The sequence below is a fragment of the Priestia sp. FSL H7-0729 genome, assembly GCF_038005685.1.
Lineage (GTDB): Bacteria > Bacillota > Bacilli > Paenibacillales > Paenibacillaceae > Paenibacillus.
Genome location: NZ_JBBOTQ010000012.1, coordinates 65,734 through 85,314 on the forward strand (window position 1 = coordinate 65,734; position 19,581 = coordinate 85,314).

The window sequence follows — 19,581 nt, forward strand, 5'->3', positions numbered from 1 at the left end:
AACTGCATAAGGGGAACCCCTTTTTGTCTTTGTTCCGATACCATCCACTAACTACAGTAGTCTAAAACTCCCATCATCCCAAACGGTAATTAATACACATGCACACCCGTACCAAGCACGGATTTGTTTTGTACGGAATTACCGGGGAGATACACCTTTTGCAGATCAGGCAGCTGGCTTAGAGTCTCGATATTGGAAATGGCATTGTTCTCGAGATGAAGCTCTTCTATGGCCTGCCAGTTGCTCATGAATTCGAGAGAAGCCAAATTGCTGTCTTGCAGAGTGAAGGAACGCAGAGCGGACATGTTGGCAAAGTAAGGCATCATCTGATCAACTTCATTGACAGAGTTGTTATTTATGCTGAAATATGGCTGCTCTAAGGTCAAATGTTCAAGCACACTGTTCTCCGTGGCCGATTTTTGCTCGAAATTTAGCCTGCACTCGGAGCACAACAGAGATTTCACCTGCTTCAAACGAAATAAAGCATCGCTCTCCTTATATAGTGACGAGTCGTAAATGTTTAGGGTCTCTAGGCTGGGCAAGCCGTCCAGGGCGCCAAGACGTGTAATTTCATCGATCTCCGAGAGGGAGAGTTGCTCCAGTTTCGGGAATTTCCCCAGCGCAGCCAAGTTCAATTCACCGCTTCCGCCACGGAGCGTCAGACTGGTTGCAGCCGGGGCCTTTAGACCGGTGAGAAAGGAGCTTGGAATTTCCACATGCTCCACATTGGGCAATGTCAGCGCTTCTGCATTCTCGTAGTAGCCGGACAACGTTAATTCCCGCAGAGATGACAGGCTATTGATGGCCTTTACCGAACCAAGCTGACTTAGAGAAGCCAGGCGCAGTGTAGTAATGGAGTTTTTGCCGGTCAAGCGCTCCAGGCTGGAGAAGTTTACATTTTCAATATCTAACGTTTGTAGAGCAGGCATATTTTGCACAAAGTCGATGGTTTTCACATTCGTTAAAAAGGACAAATGAAGCTCCTGAAGCTGGGTCAAGGCGTATAACGGCTGCAGGTCTGTGGTTTCACTGTGCTGAATAGACAAGGATGTTAGCCCGCTCATGGACGACAACCATCCGAGTTCATCGACAAAGGTAAGCGACAGGGACTTGATTGGCAGTTTATTCAAAAGAACAAAATCCGTTACGGACTCATCTACATAGGTAATGGATAAAGAGTTCAGATTGGGGAATTCCAGCAACAGGGCCAATTCCTGATTGCTGCGAAGCTGGGTTGTAAGCTCCGTAATGTTAGACTTGTCACCAAAGAAGTCCGAAAACTTGCTAAAAGATTCGTTAAAAGCGCCTCCATAACTTTTTAATCCGGACATATGGGCCAAAGTGGTTTGATCCGTCTGGGAGATTTCATAGGTATTCGTCAGGTCCAATGCCGTCAGTCCCGTAAAGGCTTCAAAATCTCGCTGATCAATCTCCTGGCTATTCAGTTTCTTGTCCTGAGTAACATAAGTAATTTTCTCGGCCTGTTCATCGCTGAAGGGATCGGAGAGGCTGTATGTAAACTTCCACTGATCATTCTCCGAATGCTCTACGGTTAAATAGCGAATACGAGCCAATTCTTCCTCTGTAGGCAAGGCAGACCCTTTATCGAAGATATCTCGCAAAAATGAGAGCAGAACCTCGCTTTCGGGCATCTTTCGCACAGGCAGACTAACTTCTGTTTTTGAATAGGTGGAGCTGTTGCTATAATAAAAATAAGTACCGATGGTGCCAGTTAGGATCAACATCAGTATCAGCATTAGCTTTATGGAGACAGCCTGCTTCGGCGTTGCCTTGGGAGGCGTTCCATGGTAATGATTGATGGTCTGGTCCACGTAATAGACATTATTTTGCTTCAATAAAAGCTCTGTTTCACAATAGGGGCACTTTAAAATTTGACCCTCTTTGTACTCAATCCTACCGTTGCAATTGGGACAGTTTAACGGGATAAAGGCCACGAATGTCCCCTCCTTCATTATGATGGTGATAAGATCATGCTGAACGGGCATCTGTTTTCATTATACCTTGTGAATTTACGTTTGATGAGAGAAAGAAGTTTCACATAACGAAGGAGCAGGGAAATCCTGCTCCTCTTTGATCTTTTGAAAATATGACTGGTGGTGGGCACTACTACATAAGTTATTAAGCGATTGAAGTAATCGGATGTTTAACTTGCACCGGGTAGAGATGCTCACCAGGGGTTCTTACAAATAAACCTTCATGAGTAGTGGTACTTTTTTGAACGAGATGTTCTGTTGCATCTGGTGTGAAATGGAAGGTTATCGTCTCTGTATACTCATCTGCAATCTTATCCAAGATATCTTTCATATTTATTTCGTTTAAGCTAACAACGTCGAAGAGCTCAATATGATTGTCTTCTTTCTGATAAATAACAATGACGTTTTCATTTTCTAAGTAATTAATATCATTACTAAAGACATTCAGGCAATAAAACATGAGAATTCCTTTAGCGTGATGGGTTGCGAAATGCCGAGAAACAGGCAGTCTTTGGGATGCAAATTGTTGAATAAGATGTAAATCATCCGCGTTAGTAACATCGAGTTTCCGAAGGTTCGCAGGTTTGGGTGATTTTTTTGCCGTATAATCCATTGAAAAAAGATGTTCTTCCACCGGCTTAAAACCAAATTTAGGGTAAAAATCAAGGACCGATTCATTGGCAAAAAGGTACATGAGATCGTACTTGTTGTCGTATTCCTCTAAAATTTTGTTCATTAAACGAGTGGATAGCCATTTCCCTCGATAGTCGGGATGTGTCATCACTGTGCCGATTTGAATCGCTTTTTTCTGCTCCCCGTGAATGATGAGCTCAAGGATGTTAACGGAAGCGTTGGCAATAACCTGATCTCCATCAACGAATGAGAAAGGGATGTATCCTTCGCCCCAGCATCCGTGTTGGTACCAATTTTCAAAATCAATATCAAAGGTATCGGCAGCAAGTTTAAAAAAACTTGTTCGAAGTGTGTCATTATTTTTATAGTTCTTCGTAAAGAGCAATTCCTGCATGGTATGCCCCCCCCCTTAATCCTCAAAAGTGACTACATAATATGACTGAGAGCAACTGCAAATTTTGGTCCATCAATCTACGGCAAAATGCACAATTGCACTGTATAACATTTTGGTACGAATAGGGTCAAAGGTTACTTGATGTTGGACTTGCTTCACACGTAGCATTAATGCCTTATTGATTTCAATTCGTTCTTCAATCGCCCGCGCCAGTTCATGAAAGTCATAAGCCTGCAAGCATTCGACTTTATCTTTCATTATATCCAGTGAAATTTCCATATTTAAGTTATGCCTCCTCCGAATGACGATCTGCAGGTTATATGCCTGTCGAGATTCATTTTAGAGGAGCATTTCCAGTTCGGCAAGATGAATTGCACTCAACATCAAAACCAAACAAGCCTTCAGAGCCGTCAGTTCTTTCTATTGAAGGATTTCATAAAGGCGTTGTGGCCGGGTTACGATCTTGATAAAGCCAAATCGTATTTGTACAGAATCTTTAGATGCTACGCTCCAGATGTTCCAAGATGAGACTACTGTATCCTCCTGGGCCCACAGTAGTGCAGCGGACAGCGTGAAGTCCGGTCTTGTGCAGGGTCGCAGCCAGTCTTTTTTAGCGCCAAAAGGTAAGATCACACGTGCCGAGATTGCGACGATCATGCAGAGATTGCTGCAGAAGTCAGATTTAATCTGATTAGAGATCGTTAATCTTTTGGTGCGGTAGTATAAATTATACTGCATGGAAATTAGAAAAGCGGAACGAGTGCTCATTAGCACTCGCTCCGCTTTTTGCTCGTTCAGGGTGTGCAGTTTTATCTTAAATACACCTAATTATCCTTAATTCCCGGCAGGAGAACACGTTTCATGAAGAGTGACAGGAGGAAACCTAGCACTGATACAAATATGGCTACCAGGAACACCTGTTGTATACCTTCTGTCAGAGATAGTGCCGCATTAGCCGAGTTAACGGGATCTGCAGATTGCAGCAGCGATTTATTTGCAACAATAGACATGATACTTACCGCAACTGCGGTACCAATCGCACCGGCTATCTGCTGAACCGTATTCATAATGGCACTACCGTGTGGATAGAGAGAAGGAGGCAGTTGGTTCAGGGCATTCGCTTGAGAAGGCATCCATACCATGGAAATACCAATCATCAAGAAGGTATGAAGCAGTATGATGTAAGTAAGGCTATCTGTTGCTGTAATTCCTGAGAGGAGCCAGAGTACAACGGAGATGACCATGAACCCAGCAGGCACAACCCATCTTGGGCCATATTTATCAAACACTTTTCCCATAATCGGTTGCATAATGGCGTTGATTATTCCTCCCGGTAACAACACAAGTCCAGCAGAGAACGCATTCAGACCTTGAACTCTAATCAGATACATGGGTAGCATGAGCATGGACGCCATCATCACCATTACTGCAAGCATCAGCATGACAGTACCCATCGTAAACATCGGCTGTTTGAAAGCTCTCAAGTCCAACATCGGTTGTTCCATCCGCAATTGTCTTATGGAAAATAAGATAAGAGCTAATACGCCGATGAGTAACGAAATGATAACGGTAGGTGATGCAATGCCTCCTTCACCTTCACCTGCGCTGCTCATAGCAAATACGATCCCGCCGAAGCCAAGTGTCGACAAGAGCAGTGAGAAGATATCAATCTTAGGTTTGGTCACATTCGTAATATTCTGCATATGTCGTAACCCAAATAGCAGAGAGAACAGTAATATAGGAAGAGACAGTCCGAAAATCCAGTTATAGCTCAGTTGTTCAATCAACAATCCGGAGAGGGTAGGCCCAATCGCAGGTGCAACGACAAGAACAAGTCCAATCAGCCCGTAGGCTCCGCCTCGTCTCTCGGGTGGGATAATAACCAATACCGTATGAAACATCAGTGGCAGGATAAGGGCTACGCCAGCAGCTTGAATTACGCGTGCAATCATGAGTAACTCAAAACCCGGGGCAAGCGTCGCTAGCACTGTGCCGAGAATAGATAATAGGAGCGAAGCTGTGAACAACTGTCTCGTGGTGTACCACTGGAGGAACAGACCGGACACAGGCACTAAGATACCCAGAGTTAATAAGTAACCTGTTGTCAGCCACTGGGCTGTTGATGCGCTAATATTAAATAGAAGAATGAGATCACTGAGCGCAATGTTTAAAGCCGTCTCGTTGAACATACCAATAAAACCAGCTAATAGTAAGGCAGTCATGATGGGAATAATTTTATACTTCTGAACGGTGGTACTCTGATCTCGTGTCGCATCTGCTTGCAATCTTTCCACGCTCCTTCGCTGATTTTAAATTTTGAAAGACTTTAAAGATATTTATTATCTCTAATGTGGCAACAAAAAAAAGCATAACAAAAAAAGTTTGTATTTGATAAGAATCAATTAGAAATATGTAGACAGGATTAACCGTTTATCACTCACCCCTTTATTTTGGATAAATTCATTTTGGGCGGGATGTATCCAAGTAGTCTGGCTATTTTCGAGATTTGTCCTCGATGATGGAATTCGTGGGTTGTGCAATGTGTAAACAGCCATAATTCAGTTGATTCGGCACTTTCACTCATCCAACCGGCTTGAATGTCGGGGTTCCAGTTGTTTCTGAAATCCTGCAAGAAGTTGTTAACGAGTGAATCTATCACTTCAAATAATTCACGCATCTGCTGAACATCTCTGATGGATTCTGGCTTTATTTTGGGCATGGATCGTCCAAGACCGCGAATACATAACCATACGCGATAACAATCTGTTACATGAACATGCAGGTTACGGATCGAATCCTCACCTAGGGCTTCTACCGGTTGAGTATACGCTGTGGGGGGCATGGTTTCACACATTTGGAAGAGGGATTCCCTTGTTCGTTTAATCATTTCGTACTGACTTTTTAATACATCCATGTGTATTGTTCTCCTTTCTGTACTGTCTGTTGTATGTCAAACCGCAATCTCGAACAAGGTCTGAAATGGTCTGGCTTCGCAATTAGAGATTACATGTGTCTATAATATATGCAATATATGATGATGTCAAACACATATCTGGCTACTCCTTGATGGGTTATTCCTATGGAGTTGACGTTGTTTATTCAGGCTGGCTGGAGAAGTATGCTTCTCTCGGGGGTGTGATATAATCGGTTACAGATGATTTAACATTTTCGGGATAAAGATTTTCCCTAGTATGCATAGAGAGGTTTTGGAGATGACACAAGAAAACTTTTGGCGTGAATTGCCACGACCATTTTTTATACTGGCACCGATGGAAGATGTGACGGATGTTGTGTTTCGGCATGTCGTAAGTGAAGCGGGCAGACCGGATGTGTTTTTTACCGAGTTTGCAAACACAGAGAGTTATTGTCACCCGGAGGGGCACAAGAGTGTGCGTGGGCGTTTGACTTTTACAGCGGATGAACAGCCGATTGTGGCTCATATCTGGGGAGATAAACCGGAATTCTTTCGTGAGATGAGTATCGGTATGGCAAAGGAAGGCTTTAAAGGCATCGATATTAATATGGGCTGTCCTGTAGCCAATGTTGCTGAGAATGGAAAAGGAAGTGGCTTGATCTGCCGGCCGGTACTTGCGGCGGAGATTATTCAGGCGGCGAAAGCCGGGGGGCTGCCGGTCAGTGTAAAAACGCGTCTCGGATTTACGGAGGTCGATGAATGGCGCGACTGGTTAACTCATATTTTGCAGCAAGATATTGTGAATCTGTCGATTCACCTGCGTACGAGAGAAGAAATGAGCAAAGTAGACGCTCACTGGGAACTGATTCCTGAGATTAAGAAACTTCGTGATGAGATCGCGCCGAATACACTGTTGACCATTAACGGGGATATCCCGGACCGTGAGACAGGCCTGAGACTCGCTGAGCAATATGGTGTGGACGGCATTATGATTGGACGCGGTATTTTCCAGAATCCGTTTGCTTTTGAGAAGCAGCCGAAGGAACACAGCAGTGAGGAATTGCTTGATCTGCTAAGACTGCATCTGGACCTTCATGATCAATATTCAGGACAGGCGCCACGTTCGTTCAGCGCGCTTGCCCGTTTCTTTAAAGTCTATGTCCGCGGATTTCGAGGGGCAAGTGAACTCAGAAACAGCTTAATGAACGCCAAGTCGACAAGTGAAGTTCGCACACTGCTCCATGAATTTGGAAATAAGGCTCAAGATGAGGCGGAGGAACGTGGAATTTAAGTTTCCGAGTTCGGATAAAGAACGGACGATGCGTAAAGCTTTTATGATATCCCGATGATGTATTGGATGATAATTAAAAAGATATAAAAGAAAAGAAGCGGAATCGATTCCGCTTCTTTTTTAGCTGTTGTTGTATTCTAATTGTGTTTTAACACTTTAATCGTCTTGGAACGTTAACGCGTATACTCCGGTTGGGCCATGGGGATCGGCTGAGGATTCGCTAATACCCATAACACAGCCAACTCGGATAATCTGGCAGGCGCATCAAAATCGTATCCATCATGAAGCCTGCTGACCAGGTCTGCTGCCTCTTGGAGTAGTGCCGGGGCGAGTGGCGCACCAATGCCCAGGTGACGAATCAGCGCATCCAGCATCTTGCGATACTCCGCATCCCAGTTTCCTCCGCCATTATCCAATACTTCATGGGATACACGCCCTGTGATACGGATAACCTCTCCCTGCACCGTTTGAGCATGGCCCTGGGCGGGAATGAGATATTCCCACAGCTCTTGATGTTGCTTGGGCCAGGTGGTTGCCGTTACCTGAATGGGGGTGGTCCCATCGTGCATGATCCGATTTGCTACCGGCTCGACATCAAATAGCCGGTACAGTTTGATTAGTGCGTCTGAAACTTCATCGATTTTGTCTTTATTGAACTTCTCACGAACGAATTCAAAATCCTTACCAATCCGCTTCACCGATTCTTTCATATCTGGGGTGACCGATGCACCAGCATTCAGCAGAATGGCGGCAATCTCCGCCAGATTGACAATATCACTATTCCTGCAATTGATTAATCCCTTAGCTAATGGTGTATTTCCCTTATTATTTTCAACGTTAATAGCAGCACCTTGGTTTACCAACTCTTGAACCACTTTGGTTCTATACCCATTGACCGCTGCATGTAACGGTGTTTCATTTTGGTAATCCACAGCGTCCAGATCCGCACCTAATTCAAGAAACAGGGTTACATTTCCTGACCAGTGTGAGGCATGAGCATGTAGAGGCGTGCGTTGATATTTGTCACGTGCATTAATATCTGCCCCTTGCTCTACTAGCCAGCGGACCACTTCATCCGATATTTGACGAAAGCTGAGAGTCGTACCTTTGCTGTAGCCCCCACGGGCATCCCATTCGCATTGCTCGAAAACTTCTTTTACAGCAGAAATATCATTATCTTTAACGAGTTTTTCCATATGAGCAGGTAAGGTTGCTTTCTTCTTAGCCATTACACTCTTCCTCTCCTTTGTGAATAACAACGTATTTTCCAATGGTAGACTATAACGATTTAATAGGAAGTAGATAATTTTCTGCAAGTTTATCACATAGGAAGTTTTAAAACCAATAAATGGATCTTAAATTTCTGATTTGAAGCATAAAGTAGTGGGCCCTGCATCACAATCGATATGAGACTTCGCTTCGCTTGGCTGTGATATACTTTAGGTGAATGTTGATTTTGGAGATTGGTTGAAACAATTAAAATGATCGCCGCAATGCATGCGGTTGGTTTCGATAATAGGAGGATCTATGTCCTGGAGCAAATTGAAGCAACAATTGGAGAGTTTTCTTAGTCCTGCGTTAGTTGGACGAGTGGAGTACCGTGCTACCAGCTATCGCTATTCACCTGATAAATCAGGAAATTGTTACATTACCGTAGATAAAAAGAACATACTGAATATGATTGATACGACCACCCCTGTCCGGTGGTATCAGACGGAGCAGGAGATCAAGAACGATCCTAATATCGTCATTCCTGTAAGCGATGAAGAGATTGAAGCTATCCGGCAAGAGTCCAAAGGTAATATTCCCGAGGATCGATTACAAGTCATGGCAAGAAGCAGAAAAATATCCGTCCATGCCAAAGAGCTTTTGGCGGCACAGACCGCACTCAGTAAATCGAATTTTACAGTTGCAGCTACCACATATTTATCTACTTCTATAGAGGATAATCTGGAGAGCAAAGATATCCTGTTTAATATTCTGGCTTTAATGGACAGACGAGTTGGCAAAAAGCGAATTCTGAACATGTCCGAGCAGATCAAATTAAAGCATTCAGCCGTTCAGTATTTCTATGAAATACGGCGTAGTTCGTTGTGAAATGGAATAACTAACTTTTGATATAGCTTTTAACTATAACCAGTTATGGTTTTTAAGTATCCCTTCTAACTGCGCTCGGCGTGATATGATCATGGTATACAACGAGGGGGTAATTTACATGACTGACAAGTTCCAGATCGTAGGAAGTTTATTGCGGCCGGATGAGCTGCTGAAATATAAAACGCAAATTGAACATAATGACGATATCCAATATCCGTTCTATGAAAATTACGAAGGATATGAGAAGTGCGAGACAGAGGCTATCAAACAAGTTGTCGCCAAGGAAATCGAACATAACTTGTCCGTGGTTACCGATGGCGAATTCTCCAAATCGATGTGGCATCTGGACTTTGTATGGGGATTTGGCGGCGTGAAACGTTATATCGCGGATCATGGCTATTTTTTCAGAGATGTGGACGGAACGTCAAAATATGAAACACGCAAAGATATTGGACTGCGTATCACGGACCAACTGAGCGGAAAGAATCATCATTTTATTCAGTTGTTCCAACAACTGCAAGACACGGCTGGCGAGCAACAAACGAAACTTTGTGTACCATCGCCATCCCATATCTTCGGTGAGCTTTCCTGGTCGGATAACATTGGCGGTACCGATTCCGTTTATCAGAACAAACAGGAGCTCAAAGAGGGGCTTGTGATCGCGTATAAGGAATTCGTCGAAGAATTCGCTGCAGTGGGCGGTAAAATTCTGCAATTCGATGATTGCTTGTGGGAACTGTTTGCAGACGACAACCCGAACTCTCCTTTCACAGGGGAGCATATCAATCAAGATGAAGTACAGGGCCTGGCTACTGAATTCATTGATATTAACAATACCGTAATTGACTTCGGTCATAGCCTTGGCTTGAAAATGTGGACACATAACTGCCGCGGAAACTATGATTCCCGCAACATGGGCGGTGGATCATATGTGAAAATCGCCAATCTGTTCCTGAAGCAATTAAAATATGATCGTTTCTTCCTGGAGTGGGATGATGATCGTGCGGGTTCACTTGAAGCGTTGGAAGTGTTCAAGGACAGACCTGAGACTGAAGTGGTATTAGGTTTGCTTTCCTCCAAAACAAGTACCCTCGACGATGAAGCACGCGTTGTCCGTTTGCTGGACGAAGCATCCAAAATTATCGATAAGGATCGGCTGCTGCTGTCTCATCAATGCGGTTTTGCATCCTGCGATGGCGGTAACGAATTAAGCGAAGCTCAGCAATGGGCGAAGATTGATCAGGGGCAGAAGATCGCCAAACAATATTGGGGCAGCACCGTTTAGGTTCAAGCTGACGGTATTTTGACCCATTAACGATTACCCGTTCAATAGTGTTTAGTATTCATACAACGGCGACTTTTCCTCTGGAATCCCATCCAGGGAGAAGCCGCCGTATTTGTTGTGGAATGTACGCATGGTTACGTTCTCATTTCAATAAATTTTTTTAAACTAATGATGACGCATAGGCATGTCTTTCTTTATTTCTCCGATTCACGCTGTGCCAGCCATTCCTTTTTCAACAAAGCATATTGATACGTATTCTCGTATTTCGGTGTGCCGTCCTCATTTTTGACAAATGAGATGAACTCCAAAAAAAGACCTTCCCGGCGCATGCCCAGCTTCTCACACAGTTTCTGGGAACGAAAGTTATCATCCTCGACATAGGCGTACACTCTTCTTATTCCCTGTTCCATAAAGAGATGCTCGATGAAAGCGTGGGCACTCTCACTTGCGTACCCTTTCCCTTCAAATCTGCCATTAAAATTCCAACCAATACTATACGTATCTGAATTCGTATCCTTATCTGTATCAGGATCCCGATCTTCCCTCATGCCAAACAGCTCACCGATCAGCTCGTTACTGTCTTTCAGGCAGACTGCGATTTGGGAATCGTCATTGCTTCTTTTTGCGACTTCTGCCGCTGCTTCTTCCAGTGTTGAAATTCGGTGATCCATAAAGCAATTCACTCTGGGATTAGCTGTGTATTCCAACAGTCCGGCTGCGTCTGTTGCGGTGAAATTTCGCAGGATTAATCGATTGGTTTCAAGGTTTTGCATGAGATATACCTCCAGTGTTCATATCCATAGATTGACTTTGTTCATGTTGTATTTCTTTTTATTCTACCAAACACACTATTCCTTACTATAGCTGGGTGTAGCCTTGAGTTTGGCTTTGGTTTCGGTTCTGTCAGACCGGGAGAACAATCCCACCAATTTCTCCCTATAGATATAACCGAGCACGAACCCGATCACAGCGATAACAGAAATACTAATGGCGATCGTATATTGTTGCATATGAATGGTGGACCCCACGGCGGCAGATGCAATGATCCACGGCAGACGACCAATTATAAGAATCATGAAGAACTTAAACGAACGAATCGATGTAAGAGCGGCAACAAATACAAGCATGTCTTTGGGCAAGCCGGGTATCACGAAAAAGATAAATAAAAAGGCGGAGAATTTCTTCTCATCATGTATAAACGACATCCACTTATAATTTTTCTTTTGCAGCAGCCGTGAAATGTAAGCCCGACCGATAAAACGAGTGAAATAAAAGGCGATCGCTGAGCCGAGTATCAAACCTATCGTTGTATACAATGAACCAATGGCTGTACCGTAAATATATCCGCCTGCGACTTGCACCACTTCTCCTGGAATAGGTGCAACCACGATCTGAAGAATCTGGAATAGGATGAACATGATTGGACCCCAATGTCCGGTTGAATGAATATATTCTCTGAAGTTGTCCATGGAAGACATGATTTTAATTATGGCAGGAGAATAATAGACCAACAGACCAATGGACAACATGAGGAACAGACCCAACAATAGGTTAGTCATTACTTTTTTCGAGGGTTGTGGCATAGCTGACGACTCCTTTGTGTAATAACCTCTACATATTTACAGTATAAGGCGAAGTTATTAAGAGATACCTACATAACTTCTGAAGAATTCTTAAGTCGATTGTATTTGCTGGTAGTCGCCAATAGCGCATATTATACTGAAATTAGACGGAGGGATCAGATGAGTAAGAAAATTCTAATTGCTGATGATAACAGCGAAATTCGTGAAATTGTAAGGATTTTATTAGAGAGCGAGAATTATGAAGTCATTGAAGCGATAGATGGTCAAGATGCGATTGATAAAGTGAATGAAGAGACGGATCTCATTATCTTGGATATGATGATGCCCAATAAATCGGGCCTGAAAGCATGTCTGGAGATTCGTGAACAAACAAGCGCACCGATCCTGTTCCTCACGGCGAAAACGCAGGATTCAGACAAACAATTGGCCTTTTCCTCCGGCAGTGATGATTTCTTGTCCAAACCCTTCTCCTATACAGAACTCGTTTCAAGAGTGAAGGCCTTACTCCGGAGATATTATGTTTATCGGGGCAAGGAGAAGACCGAAGAAACGGACCAAATTATCGTTAAAGATCTTATCGTCCACCAGGATTCAAAAACCGTGTTTGTTGGGGAGAAGGAAATTGCTTTAACTGAAATTGAATACAACATTTTGCTGCTGTTGGCTAAGAAACGACGAAAGGTATTCTCGGCGGAAAATATATATGAGAGTGTTTGGGGGCAGCCCTACTTTTATACATGTAATAACACGGTGATGGTTCATATTCGTAATCTGAGAGGCAAACTGGAGGATGACCCACAGAACCCTAAATATGTGAAGACCGTTTGGGGGAAGGGGTACAAAATTGAATAGGTTACTCATGGGGAAAAAGCTGAAGATTAAACTGGTTCTGGCGGTTATCATTTCTCTGATCATTGCCACAAGTGTTTTCGTTATTGTACAAGTAGTTGGCGAGACTGTATTGGATAGTTACTTAAGCAAATCCACTTTTGTAGAGAACAGACAGCAAGATGCGCTTGAACGATTCGAAACATTCGTGAACAATCAGAACGTGTCAACACAAAATCACGAGCAATTGTCTGATTGGATCAGTCATGAACGCTACTTGAATCTGTATATTTTTGCAAAAGATAAATTGATATTCTCCTCCAACACGGAGATTGATCCTGCCATGAATGAAGAGCTGTTAACTCAATTTGTACCTTCAAAAATACCCATCACCACCATCCATTTTGCGGATCAGGATGCCCAAATATATTTGGTTGGCTTCTATGAGTATCAATATTACAATCTCATTCTCATTATTGGTGTTTTCATAGCAGCTGTCGTGTTCATCGTTTCCTTTCTACTGATGATTAATAAGAAAACGTCGTATATTGGCGTGCTTGAACAAGAGATCAAAATACTCGAAGGTGGAAATCTGGATTATTCAATTACGGTATTGGGAAAGGATGAACTGTCATCTTTGGCCCAGAGTATTGATGAGATGAGGAAATCATTTGTGGAGCGGCTGGGTAGCGAGGAGAGGGTCAGGATGGCCAACCGTGAATTGATTACGGCGATTTCCCATGATTTGCGAACGCCACTCACGATTCTATTAGGATATATGGATATCATAGAGCTCAATAAGTATAAGACACATGAGGATCTGTTGCAGTATATTCATAATAGCCGGGAGAAGGCCTATCAGATCAAAGTCCTGTCGGACAAATTATTCGAATATTTTACGGTATCTTCTGCCGCGGAAGAAGAGGAAATAGAATTTGAAAGGTATGAGGGCAGAGCGCTGATTGATCAACTCATCGATGAACAATTAGTGGTTTTGGACGATATTGATGTGCAGGTTCAGACAGATGCATATGATGAGGCGTTTTTACTGGAAATCAATCTGGTCGCCATGCGACGCGTAATGGATAACCTATTTTCAAATATTCGAAAATATGCCGATCCAGTGTTTCCCGTTTATATCCAGATCTCTTTGAAGCAACAATGTGTCATTCTTGAGGTGAAGAATAAGATTAAACGTGTCAGTAAAAAGAAAGATAGCAACGAAATAGGGCTCGTTAGTTGTCAGAAAATGATCGAACAGCACAACGGTACGTTGAAGGTGTCGCAGGAAGAAGATACTTTTTCACTACAGATTACGCTACCCGTCATCTCCAATAAACCACCACAGACTCTTCTATAATGGAAAGTAGAGATAGGTCATTGTATTAAAAGAGCCATGCTATCGCATGGCTCTTACGATATCGTGAGAGGGGAAGCCTCATGTTTTAAACAACAGGTTCATTCTGTTTCTTGAAATATTGTTCAATGAGAAACGAGAGCATCGGTCCGGGCTCAGACTGCTGTAATTGAGACTGATCGCCAAATTCCATAAGATACGGCTGTTCCGTAGTACACGGAATCCAATGAGGCATCAGCTTTCCAGTGGAGTCCGAACCGTTTGGATCACCTGTAGCAATAAAATTGGATAAATAATTACACATCTGGCGGGCCAGATCATAATGCTTGCCTGTGAAAGGCCGCCAGCACTTGGCGAGTGTTTCGAAGAAGAACCACAGATCGACGGAGTGGAAGGTGCCCGGCTGGTCCCAACCGGGAATCTCGGCGTCGAAGTTATAATAATAGAGAGGCGTTTCAGACGGATGACCGCTGTTCGCGCGGATGGCGAGCAGAATGGCATGTTGGATCATGCGTACCGATGCTTGTTGCAGAGCATGTTCGATTTGGCCGGTATCAGCCTCACATAGCTGCAAAAAGGCAGGAGCATCCTCGCCGAACAGCTCCACAGCCGTCTGCTCTAGTTCTTCCAGATCGGTTGCGGCGGGACGGGTCCAAAATTCGGAAGACGTATGCCCCAGCATTACGGGAATCGCCTCGCGCTCCTGCTGAATAAAACGAGTAAACGGATCGCCTGCGCAGAATTGTTCGTCGATGACGGTTCCCCAGAAGCTTTTGTATTCGAGTGCTTTATCACGGAGATACTCTGCATCGAGTTGTCTCGCTTCAGCGAGGGAGGATACGCCCAAGAAATCAAAAAATGCAACCCCGGCCTGCTCTGCATCCCGCAGTGTGGAACGGACAGCAGGCACACGGACCTTCGGGTATAACTCGGTGGCCATACCACTCATGATGACGGCTCGCTGGAACAAGCCTTTATTCTGCGGAGAGGTCATCTGGCTGAGTACACTTCCTCCGCCTGCTGACTGTCCGCCGATGGTGATCTGGTCTGGATCACCACCAAAGGCGGCAATGTTGCGTTTGACCCACTGGGTGCCTGCTTGTTGATCGAGATGACCGAAGTTGGCGGGGGCATGGGGAGATTCGGCGCTAATCTCGGGATGACACAGGAAGCCAAAGGCATTCAGTCGATAATTAATCGTCACGACGACAATACCTCTGCGAGCGATTCGCTCGCCATCAAATTCCATTTCGGCCGTATGGCCAACCTGTAGGCCCCCGCCAAAGTACCAGACAAAGACAGGTAACTTCTCGTCCGTGCGCTTGGCGGGTGTCCAGACATTCAGATACAGACAATCTTCGTCCATGGGCAGGTCAGGATCAACTGCCCATTCGCGGGTGTAGATATTGTTATCATCGATGACTGTTGGGGCTTGCATGGAGATAGGGGCAAAATCGAAAGCTTGCAGTACACCGTCCCAGTTCGGCTGCGGCTGTGGAGCACGCCAGCGATTCTCACCTAAAGGAGGTGCGGCAAAAGGAATTCCCTTGAAGCTGGTAATTCGCGGGTCCGCCGCAGGCAGTCCTTGCACTTGTCCATGTTCTACCGTAACCATTCTAAGCATAACAACAATCTCCTCTCTGGATTAAGCGTGTAAGCGTTACCGAACATCTGAACAGCGATATTAAGATAAACCGAACGCGAGAACAGGGTAGCTGTAGAAATGGGGGAATCAAGGTTGAATCCGATTTGGCATGAGAGCAGCAGAGCTAGTAATTTGTATTTTATCAGCGGTGGTCACAAGCCAGCCAACCCTCACCAATGGGGACCAGGCGTGCGAGACGTTTATGCGCTGCACTATATTATCCGCGGCCAAGGGACGCTGGAGACGGGCGGTCGCGTTTTTCGGCTGGTCACGGGGGAAAGCTTTATCATATTTCCGCAAAAGGAGATTTATTATTATCCAGACCCGCAAGATCCATGGGAGTACGTCTGGGTGGAATTTAGCGGTGAAGATGCCGGGCGATTGCTGGGACTGACGCAGTTTTCAGAGATACAACCGGTGGTGACGATCTCGCCGGAGACATTGCAGCCTTTTTTTCATCTCGCATGGAACGCAGGTGCATCATCCCATGAATTGCTGCGTGCGGATGCGCGTTTGCGTCTGCTGTTATCCTACTATATGGAATACTATCCGAAGGAGCCGCAGGTGGACGCCAAGGACTATGTCTGGCTGGCGAGAAAGTACATCGAACAGAACTACTGGAAGCCGACATTGACCGTCACGGAGATCGTAAAGGCCGTCAATCTGGAGCGCAGCTATTTGTTTCGTCTGTTTAAAGGAGCAACTGGCAAGTCTGTTTTGGAGTATATTACATCCTGCCGAATCGGGCGCGCCTGTGAATTGCTGAAGACGTCGGGTCTACCGATTCAATCGGTAGCCTACTCCGTCGGCTACAATGACCCGTTATACTTTTCCAAAGTATTCAAGAAATCAACTTCTCATACACCAACAGCGTTCATAATGCTGCACCAGACCAAGGCATAACGTTAACGGAACAGGGCGCAGTTCCCGGACTCGCGGAAATAACGTATCAGCTTTTCAATGGGCTCGCGTCCACTATTCAGTTTCACGCCCAGACAATCGATGCACAGAAATTGCTGGGCAGAGCGCGAGATCAGTTTGAGATAGATGCCAACATCGTCTGAAGAGAGTGGAACCTGACAGGAGGTGCATAGGCGATGCTGAGTCATTATTTCACCAGTTTGGCCCGGACGATGAGGCAATCATGTGCTGCCACAACGGGAGCGAAGCGTTCACGGAACACGCCAAGTTCTTTATGTTCCCAGCAGTCGTACAGCGACAGAGCATAACCGGCAGCGTAAGGCAGACCCATATCCCAAAACTGCAAGGACAATTCCCGCTGGCTATCGCTGAGGTTGAAGAAACCAATAGCGAGATCACCATCTGTGAGTACCTTCACCAGCATAAATACATCGTCTGTGTGAAACCATTGCGGCTCTGGTTTAATGCGGTAAGCGCCGCGAGCTTCTACATCCTGGTTGATAGCAAGCAGGTCCGGATTGAGGAGAATATCTTTGGTGATCTGGTTAGCCTTGCGCACGTCGCATCCGATCATTAATGGGGAACCCATCATGGACCAGAGGGAGAAGTGGGTTTTATATTCGATGTCGTTGCATCCGCCGATGCTGCCAATATAGTCATTGTTGCTTCCACCGTACATCCCAACGATAAGCATATCCATGTCGTTATGGCAGAAGGAGCCGGTGTAGCTTTGTTTTCCGAGTTGAGAAAGGGCCAGTTCCTTCACTGAATCCCAATTGTCGCGGATATCTCCGGTGGAGCGATACATGTGGGCACCCGATTCCCGAATCCAGTCGTATACGTCGTCGGCTCCCCAGTTACAAGCGGAGAACAGGATATCACGTCCGCAGTTTTTGAGCGCAAGGCTCATTCGTTTGTACAACAGCTCTCCTGAGATATGGCGCGGCTTGAAGCAGTAATCATACTTCAAATAATCAACGCCCCATTCAGCAAAAAGGGCGGCATCCTGGAATTCATGCTCGAAGCTGCCCGGATACCCGGCACAAGTATGCGTGCCCACACATGAATACATGCCGAACTTTAGTCCTTTGCCATGGATATAGTCAGAGAGCGCTTTCATCCCGCTTGGGAATTTCTCCGGGTCAGCCACCAGATTGCCACCCGTATCCCGTTCCTTCAGACTCCAGCAATCATCAATGACGATATACTCGTAGCCAGCAGCCAGATAACCTTCCGATACAAACACATCAGCGACATCCCGAATTAATTGTTCGTTAATATCCCACGTAAAGGTATTCCACGAATTCCAGCCCAGAGCAGGGGCGAAGCCTAACACTTGATTGTTGCTCATGATCTCCCGTCCTTCCTCATCTTGGTTTCGTTAACAATACTAAACTGAACATAAACGATGAGCTATGTTTCCTGCCATAGCTTAACGTTGCTTGGACATGGACATATGTTGCTCTGCTTGTGCTGGGGAAATCAGCTCTTCCAATCAGGCTCTTGGCAGGTATTCAGAAGTGCTGGTAGAAGCCTAAGAAAGGAGAAATGTCTGTCCGCGAAGAAGTTATATTTATCTTTTCAGGGAACTGTGCGAAACCATGGTATGAATGCTATGATCGGTGATAATACTCGAAAAGGATGTCAGAGCAACAGGGAAATCTGAATACGATTCAGTTCTTTCAGGAAGATCAGATATATAATTTATAGGATTGGAAGTGTTGCCAAATGAATCTGGATGAAGTAATGCAGGAGCTTGAAGCGCTGGGCAAAGAACGAACGAAAAAAATCTATATCTCCAATGGTGCGCATGAACCGCTATTTGGCGTGGCAACCGGGGCGATGAAACCAATGGCGAAGCGGATCAAAAAGGATCAGCCTTTGGCAGAGCAACTATACGCGACGGGGAATTATGATGCGATGTACTTTGCGGGTGTGATAGCCGATCCTCAAGTAATGACGGAAACTGATTTTGACCGTTGGATTGACGCTGCTTATTTTTACATGATCTCTGACTTCATCGTTGCCGTCACGTTGGCAGAGACGGATATCGCTCAAGAAGTTTCGGATAAGTGGATCGCGAGCGGAGATGAGTTGAAAATGTCAGCAGGATGGAGCTGTTACTGTTGGTTACTCGGCAGTCGAAAGGATGCTGAATTTTCGGAGAATAAACTGATGGAGATGCTGGAACAGGTGAAAAAGACGATTCACGAATCTCCGGAACGAACGAAATATTCGATGAACAACTTCCTGTATACCGTTGCAACATCCTATCAACCGTTGCACGATCAGGCAGTGGAGATAGCCAAGGCTGTGGGACCTGTCGAAGTGAACAAGGACATGCCGAAGAGCAAGCTGCTGAATGCCTCTGAGAATATTCAAAAGTCAGTGGATAAAGGGCGGGTAGGCTTCAAGCGTAAATATGTTAGATGTTAACTGTAATCAAATTAATATGTGTTTTTAAAAGACGTAGGATAATCATCCTACGTCTTATTTTATAATTACTCGATATAAACAGGCAGGAAGGACTAGATAAATCGTCGAATATTCTGGTGAAAGGAACATGTTTTATTTTACAGGTCTGAGGGTGAGATTTTACTTAGTATTTTCGTTAAAAAAATTCTGTGATCATGTTTCGT

At 44.8% G+C, this 19,581-nt stretch carries 19 protein-coding genes; 8 read left to right on the forward strand and 11 right to left on the reverse strand.

Annotated elements, in window-relative coordinates:
* Positions 1–89: 89 nt before the first annotated feature.
* From MHH93_RS22330 to MHH93_RS22340, 3 genes are all read right to left on the reverse strand, one after another.
* Positions 90–1,856 (reverse strand): leucine-rich repeat domain-containing protein, encoded by a 1,767-nt coding sequence (locus MHH93_RS22330; protein WP_500055812.1) that lies wholly within the window; start codon positions 1,854–1,856, stop codon positions 90–92.
* Between the two features lie 283 nt (positions 1,857–2,139).
* On the reverse strand, positions 2,140–3,021 hold the full coding sequence (locus tag MHH93_RS22335; protein ID WP_500055813.1) for a GNAT family N-acetyltransferase: 882 nt from the start codon (positions 3,019–3,021) through the stop codon (positions 2,140–2,142).
* Between the two features lie 72 nt (positions 3,022–3,093).
* Complete coding sequence (locus MHH93_RS22340) at positions 3,094–3,300, reverse strand: DUF2536 family protein (protein ID WP_500055814.1); 207 nt, start codon at positions 3,298–3,300, stop codon at positions 3,094–3,096.
* A 235-nt stretch (positions 3,301–3,535) separates the two neighbouring features.
* Between MHH93_RS22340 and MHH93_RS22345 the strand changes: the two genes are divergently transcribed.
* Positions 3,536–3,712: an S-layer homology domain-containing protein gene (locus MHH93_RS22345; RefSeq protein ID WP_500055815.1), complete on the forward strand. Its 177-nt coding sequence runs from the start codon at positions 3,536–3,538 to the stop codon at positions 3,710–3,712.
* A 133-nt stretch (positions 3,713–3,845) separates the two neighbouring features.
* On the opposite strand, the gene MHH93_RS22350 is transcribed toward MHH93_RS22345, so the two are convergent.
* Entirely contained in the window at positions 3,846–5,243 is a 1,398-nt protein-coding gene (locus MHH93_RS22350; protein WP_500055873.1) for an MDR family MFS transporter, read from the reverse strand.
* 215 nt (positions 5,244–5,458) lie between these two features.
* The gene (locus tag MHH93_RS22355) at positions 5,459–5,935 is read right to left on the reverse strand and encodes a DinB family protein (protein ID WP_500055816.1); all 477 of its coding nucleotides are present in this window, start codon (positions 5,933–5,935) and stop codon (positions 5,459–5,461) included.
* 298 nt (positions 5,936–6,233) lie between these two features.
* On the opposite strand from MHH93_RS22355, the gene MHH93_RS22360 reads away from it, so the two are divergent.
* Positions 6,234–7,226, forward strand: a complete 993-nt coding sequence (locus MHH93_RS22360) for a tRNA dihydrouridine synthase (protein ID WP_500055817.1) — start codon at positions 6,234–6,236, stop codon at positions 7,224–7,226.
* A gap of 173 nt (positions 7,227–7,399) precedes the next feature.
* Here MHH93_RS22360 and MHH93_RS22365 read toward each other — a convergent pair whose 3' ends face one another.
* The gene (locus tag MHH93_RS22365; protein ID WP_500055818.1) at positions 7,400–8,455 is read right to left on the reverse strand and encodes an ankyrin repeat domain-containing protein; all 1,056 of its coding nucleotides are present in this window, start codon (positions 8,453–8,455) and stop codon (positions 7,400–7,402) included.
* A 298-nt stretch (positions 8,456–8,753) separates the two neighbouring features.
* Here MHH93_RS22365 and MHH93_RS22370 point away from each other — a divergent pair, with 298 nt between their 5' ends.
* Together MHH93_RS22370 and MHH93_RS22375 are read left to right on the forward strand one after the other, a co-directional pair.
* Positions 8,754–9,323, forward strand: a complete 570-nt coding sequence (locus MHH93_RS22370; protein WP_500055819.1) for an SF0329 family protein — start codon at positions 8,754–8,756, stop codon at positions 9,321–9,323.
* A gap of 118 nt (positions 9,324–9,441) precedes the next feature.
* The gene (locus MHH93_RS22375) at positions 9,442–10,608 is read left to right on the forward strand and encodes a cobalamin-independent methionine synthase II family protein (protein WP_440392166.1); all 1,167 of its coding nucleotides are present in this window, start codon (positions 9,442–9,444) and stop codon (positions 10,606–10,608) included.
* Positions 10,609–10,802: 194 nt separating this feature from the next.
* On the opposite strand, the gene MHH93_RS22380 is transcribed toward MHH93_RS22375, so the two are convergent.
* Together MHH93_RS22380 and MHH93_RS22385 are read right to left on the reverse strand one after the other, a co-directional pair.
* Positions 10,803–11,381, reverse strand: coding sequence for a GNAT family N-acetyltransferase (locus MHH93_RS22380; protein WP_500055820.1), 579 nt, complete (start codon positions 11,379–11,381; stop codon positions 10,803–10,805).
* Positions 11,382–11,456: 75 nt separating this feature from the next.
* The gene (locus tag MHH93_RS22385; protein WP_500055821.1) at positions 11,457–12,191 is read right to left on the reverse strand and encodes a TVP38/TMEM64 family protein; all 735 of its coding nucleotides are present in this window, start codon (positions 12,189–12,191) and stop codon (positions 11,457–11,459) included.
* A gap of 159 nt (positions 12,192–12,350) precedes the next feature.
* On the opposite strand from MHH93_RS22385, the gene MHH93_RS22390 reads away from it, so the two are divergent.
* Positions 12,351–13,043: a response regulator transcription factor gene (locus tag MHH93_RS22390; RefSeq protein WP_500055822.1), complete on the forward strand. Its 693-nt coding sequence runs from the start codon at positions 12,351–12,353 to the stop codon at positions 13,041–13,043.
* Positions 13,036–14,379: a HAMP domain-containing sensor histidine kinase gene (locus MHH93_RS22395; protein ID WP_500055823.1), complete on the forward strand. Its 1,344-nt coding sequence runs from the start codon at positions 13,036–13,038 to the stop codon at positions 14,377–14,379. The genes MHH93_RS22390 and MHH93_RS22395 overlap by 8 nt, the downstream gene beginning before the upstream one ends.
* 85 nt (positions 14,380–14,464) lie before the next feature.
* On the opposite strand, the gene MHH93_RS22400 is transcribed toward MHH93_RS22395, so the two are convergent.
* Positions 14,465–16,000, reverse strand: a complete 1,536-nt coding sequence (locus tag MHH93_RS22400) for a carboxylesterase/lipase family protein (RefSeq protein ID WP_500055824.1) — start codon at positions 15,998–16,000, stop codon at positions 14,465–14,467.
* Between the two features lie 114 nt (positions 16,001–16,114).
* Between MHH93_RS22400 and MHH93_RS22405 the strand changes: the two genes are divergently transcribed.
* Entirely contained in the window at positions 16,115–16,924 is an 810-nt protein-coding gene (locus MHH93_RS22405; protein WP_500055825.1) for an AraC family transcriptional regulator, read from the forward strand.
* A 2-nt stretch (positions 16,925–16,926) separates the two neighbouring features.
* On the opposite strand, the gene MHH93_RS22410 is transcribed toward MHH93_RS22405, so the two are convergent.
* On the reverse strand, positions 16,927–17,130 hold the full coding sequence (locus MHH93_RS22410; protein WP_500055826.1) for a hypothetical protein: 204 nt from the start codon (positions 17,128–17,130) through the stop codon (positions 16,927–16,929).
* Positions 17,130–18,293: a glycoside hydrolase family 27 protein gene (locus tag MHH93_RS22415; protein ID WP_500055827.1), complete on the reverse strand. Its 1,164-nt coding sequence runs from the start codon at positions 18,291–18,293 to the stop codon at positions 17,130–17,132. Before MHH93_RS22415 ends, MHH93_RS22410 begins: the two co-directional genes overlap by 1 nt.
* 377 nt (positions 18,294–18,670) lie before the next feature.
* Here MHH93_RS22415 and MHH93_RS22420 point away from each other — a divergent pair, with 377 nt between their 5' ends.
* Positions 18,671–19,378 (forward strand): DNA alkylation repair protein, encoded by a 708-nt coding sequence (locus tag MHH93_RS22420; RefSeq protein ID WP_500055828.1) that lies wholly within the window; start codon positions 18,671–18,673, stop codon positions 19,376–19,378.
* The last annotated feature ends 203 nt before the right edge of the window (positions 19,379–19,581 follow it).